The organism is Streptomyces phytophilus, from assembly GCF_013870535.1.
Classification (GTDB): Bacteria; Actinomycetota; Actinomycetes; order Streptomycetales; family Streptomycetaceae; genus Streptomyces; species Streptomyces phytophilus.
In genome coordinates, this window is sequence record NZ_JACBXC010000430.1 from 1 (window position 1) to 4,598 (window position 4,598).

The 4,598-nt window shown below is 71.2% G+C and carries 5 protein-coding genes; all 5 read left to right on the top strand.

Annotation, left to right across the window (positions count from 1 at the left end):
- The coding region (locus H5J30_RS18510) for a polyamine ABC transporter substrate-binding protein (protein WP_181788527.1) at positions 1-1,065 on the top strand (1,065 nt) is incomplete at its 5' end.
- A complete protein-coding gene (locus H5J30_RS18515; protein WP_181788528.1) occupies positions 1,062-2,240 on the top strand; it encodes an ABC transporter ATP-binding protein in 1,179 nt (392 codons plus the stop codon). The genes H5J30_RS18510 and H5J30_RS18515, both read left to right, overlap by 4 nt.
- Complete coding sequence (locus H5J30_RS18520; RefSeq protein ID WP_181788529.1) at positions 2,237-3,157, top strand: ABC transporter permease; 921 nt, start codon at positions 2,237-2,239, stop codon at positions 3,155-3,157. The genes H5J30_RS18515 and H5J30_RS18520 overlap by 4 nt, the downstream gene beginning before the upstream one ends.
- Positions 3,157-3,948 (top strand): ABC transporter permease, encoded by a 792-nt coding sequence (locus H5J30_RS18525; protein ID WP_181788530.1) that lies wholly within the window; start codon positions 3,157-3,159, stop codon positions 3,946-3,948. The genes H5J30_RS18520 and H5J30_RS18525 overlap by 1 nt, the downstream gene beginning before the upstream one ends.
- A partial coding sequence (locus H5J30_RS18530) for an NAD(P)/FAD-dependent oxidoreductase (RefSeq protein WP_181788531.1) occupies positions 3,945-4,598 on the top strand: 654 nt, incomplete at its 3' end. The genes H5J30_RS18525 and H5J30_RS18530, both read left to right, overlap by 4 nt.

Here is a 4,598-nt window from a genome sequence, read left to right on the forward strand (position 1 = left end):
GAAGCCGCCGCGGCCAGGGACTACTCCGCGAAGGAGAAGGAACTCGCCTTCTCCAACTGGCCGCTGTACATCGACGTCGACGACGAGAACGAGAACGTCCGCCCCACCCTGGAGCGCTTCCAGGAGCGCAGCGGCATCCGCGTCGCGTACACCGAGGACGTCAACGACAACGTCGAGTTCTTCGGCCGCATCAAACCGCAGCTCGCCGCCGGCCAGGACACCGGGCGCGACCTCGTGTGCCTGTCGGACTTCATGGCCGGCCGGCTCATCCGGAACGGCTGGGCGCAGCGCCTGGACCCGCGCAACCTGCCGCACGCCAACGTCAACCTCGAACCGCGCTTCCGCAACGCCGCGCACGACCCGGGGCGGCAGTTCACCATGCCGTGGGCGGGGCTGGCCACGGTCGTGGCGTACAACAAGAAGGCCACCGGGGGCCGCGAGGTCTCCTCCGTCGCGCAGCTGATGGAGGACGACGCGCTCAAGGGCAAGGTGTCGCTGCTCACCGAGATGCAGGACACCATCGGGATGACGCTCATCGACATGGGCAAGTCGCCGACGAAGTTCACCGACGACGACTTCGACGCCGCCCTCGCCCGGGTCCAGAAGGCCGTGGACGACGACCAGCTGCGCCGCTTCACCGGCAACGACTACACCGAGGAACTGGTCAAGGGCGACATCGCCGCCTGCCTGGCGTGGGCGGGCGACATCGTGCAGCTCCAGCTGGACACGGACGACATCGAGTTCGTGATCCCCGCCAAGGGCTACCTCTACGCCACGGACGACCTGCTCGTCCCCGCCAGGGCCCGGCACAAGACCAACGCCGAGAAGCTGATCGACTACTACTACCGGCCCGACGTCGCCGCCGAACTGGCCGCCTGGGTCAACTACATCTGCCCCGTCGTCGGCGCCCGCGCCGAGATGAAGAAGATCGACGCGTCGCTCGCCGACTACCCGCTGATCTTCCCCGACCGGCAGATGATCGAAAAGGGCCAGGTCTTCATGTCGATGAACGACGACAAGGAGACCGCCTACCAGGACAAGTGGTCCAAGGTGATCGGGGCGTGAGCGCGGTGGCCGAGCAGCGGGCGGGCGTCACGCTCACCGGGATCAGCAAGAAGTTCGGCGACGTCACCGCCGTGCACCCCCTGGACCTCACCGTCCCCCGCGGCTCGTTCTTCGCCCTCCTCGGCGCCTCGGGCTGCGGCAAGACCACCACGCTGCGGATGATCGCCGGCCTGGAGCAGCCCACCACCGGCACCGTACGCCTCGGCGACGACGACGTGACCGCCCTTCCGCCGCACCGGCGCAAGGTCAACACCGTCTTCCAGAGCTACGCCCTCTTCCCCCACCTCGACGTCCACGACAACGTCGCCTTCGGGCTGCGCCGCCGCGGCATCCGGTCCGTGGCCAAGGACGTGCAGCAGACGCTGGAGCTGGTCGAGCTGGCCCACCTCGCGCGCCGCAAGCCGCACCAGCTCTCCGGCGGCCAGCAGCAGCGCGTGGCGCTGGCCCGCGCGATCGTCAACCGGCCCGAGGTGCTGCTCCTCGACGAGCCGCTCGGCGCCCTCGACCTGAAGCTGCGCCGGCAGATGCAGCTGGAGCTCAAACGCATCCAGACGGAGGTCGGCCTCACGTTCGTGCACGTCACGCACGACCAGGAGGAGGCCATGACCATGGCCGACACCATCGCCGTGATGAACGCCGGACGGGTCGAGCAACTCGGCACGCCCGTCGACCTGTACGAGGATCCCGCGAGCTCCTTCGTCGCCAACTTCCTCGGCCAGTCCAACCTGATCGCCGCCGAGATAGCCGGCACCGCCGGCGCGGACCTGCTGCTGTCCGCCGCCGGCGACGTCAAGCTCGCGCTGCCCGCGGCCCGCTGCCGCGCGCGGTCGACCGCCGTGGGCACGCGGGTGCTCGCGGGGATGCGGCCGGAGAAGATCTCCCTCGCCCACCGCGACGCCGCCGTGGACGGCGCGGTCCCCGACGGGCGCAACCGGATTCCCGGCACGGTCGTGGACGCCTCCTTCACGGGCGCCGCCACCCAGTACCTCGTCGACAGCCCCGTCTGCCCCGAGCTGTCGGTCTTCGTGCAGAACGTCGAGCGCGACCCCCGGCTCGTACCGGGCGCGCGGGTCGTCCTGCACTGGAACCCGGCGCACACCTTCGGCCTCGACGGCGACGAGTCCCTCCTCGCCGGGACGCTGGACGACGCGGGTACGGGCGAGGAGGCCCCGTGACCGCGCTCGCCGCCCCGCCGGAGGCGACGCCCGACGCGCCCGAACCCCCGCCCCCGCGCCGCCGGTTCACCCCGTACTGGCTGCTGCTGCCCGCCGCGCTGTGGCTGCTGGTCTTCTTCGCCGCGCCGCTGGTCTACCAGGCGTCGACCTCCGTGCAGTCCGGCTCCTTCGAGGAGGGCTTCGAGGTCACCTGGCGGTGGGCCAACTACACCGAGGCGCTCGACCAGTACGCCGAGCACTTCGCCCGCTCCTTCGGCTACGCCGCCGCGGCCACCGTCCTCTGCCTCGCCATCGGCTACCCGCTCGCGTACATGATCGCCTTCCGCGCCGGGCGCTGGCGGGGCGTACTCCTCGTCCTCGTCATCGCCCCGTTCTTCACCAGCTTCCTCATCCGTACGCTGGCCTGGAAGACGATCCTGTCCGACAACGGCCCGCTCGTCGGCGCCCTGGACACCCTGCACGTCCTCGACGTCACCGCCACCCTCGGCCTGACCACCGACGACCGGCTGCTCGCCACCCCGCTCGCGGTCGTGTGCGGGCTCACGTACAACTTCCTGCCGTTCATGATCCTGCCGCTGTACACCTCGCTGGAGCGCGTCGACCCGGGCCTGCACGAGGCCGCGCAGGACCTCTACGCCCGCCCGCTGACCGTCTTCCGCCGGGTCACGCTGCCGCTGTCGATGCCCGGCGTCGTCGCCGGCACGCTGCTGACGTTCATCCCCGCCTCCGGCGACTACATCAACGCCCAGCTCCTCGGCTCGCCGAAGGAGCAGATGGTCGGCAACGCCATCCAGAAGCAGTTCCTCAACGTGCTCGACTACCCGACCGCCGCGGCGATGTCGTTCCTGCTGATGGCCGCGATCCTGATCATGGTGACGGTGTACATCCGCCGGGCCGGCACCGAGGAGCTGGTGTGATGCGCTGGGTCCGCCGCCACCTGGTCGTCATCGCCGGCACGCTCGCGCTGGTCTACCTGCTGCTGCCCAACGCCGTCGTGCTGGTCTTCTCCTTCAACGACCCCGCGGGCCGCTACAACTACACCTGGCAGTCCTTCTCCACCGACGCCTGGAGCGACCCCTGCGGCGTCGCCGGCATGTGCGACTCCGTCGGCCTCAGCCTGCGGATCGCGCTCACCGCGACCGTCGCCGCCACCGCCATCGGCACCCTCGCGGCCTTCGCGCTCGCCCGGCACCGCTTCCGCGGCCGGGCCGCCGGCAACTCGCTGATCTTCCTGCCCATGGCGATGCCCGAGGTCGTCATGGCCGCCTCGCTGGGCACCCTGTTCCTCAACATGCGCATCGAGTTCGGCGTCACGACGATCCTCATCGCGCACATCATGTTCTGCCTGAGCTTCGTCGTCGTCGCCGTCAAGGCGCGGGTGGCGAGCATGGACCCGAAACTGGAGGAGGCGGCCCGGGACCTGTACGCGGGCCCGCTGCAGACGTTCCTTCGGGTCACGCTGCCGCTGGCGGCGCCGGGGATCGCCGCCGGGGCCATGCTCAGCTTCGCGATCTCCCTCGACGACTTCATCATCACGCAGTTCAACGCCGGGCCCTCCACGGTCACGTTCCCGATGTACGTCTGGGGCGCGTCGCAGCGCGGCATCCCGGTGCAGGTGAACGTCATCGGCACGGCGATGTTCGTGGCCGCCCTGGCGCTGGTGGTGGCCGGGCAGGTCGTCGGCGCGCGGCGGCGGTCGCGGGCATGACGGACCCCGCGCGCTCCCTGGCGTCCGCCGCCCCCCGCCCGTACTGGCTCGACGACCCCGGCCGGCCCGCGGCGCTGCCCGCGCTCACCGGCGCCGAGGAGGCCGACCTGCTCGTCGTCGGCGGCGGCTACAGCGGGCTGTGGACGGCGCTGCTCGCCAAGGAGCGCGGCCCCGGCCGCGACGTCGTCCTCATCGAGGCGGCCGAGTGCGGCTGGGCGGCCTCCGGCCGCAACGGCGGCTTCTGCGCCGCCTCCCTCACCCACGGCCTCGGCAACGGTCTGGAGCGCTGGCCCAAGGAGATCGCCACCCTGGAGCGGCTGGGCGCCGAGAACCTGGACGCGATCGGCGCGGCCGTCGAACGGTACGGCATCGACTGCGACTTCCGGCGCACCGGCGAGATCACCGTGGCCACCGAGCCGTACCAGCTCGACGAGCTGAGCGAGTTCGCCGAGGAGGCGACCCGCCGCGGGCTCGGCGACGGGCTGCTGCTGATGGACCGGGACGCGGTACGCGCCGAGGTCGACTCGCCGACGTTCCTCGGCGGGCTCTGGGACCGCGACGGCGTCGCCATGGTCCACCCGGCGCGGCTGGCCTGGGGGCTCCGGCAGGCGTGCCTGGACGCGGGCGTACGGATCTACGAGCACACCCCG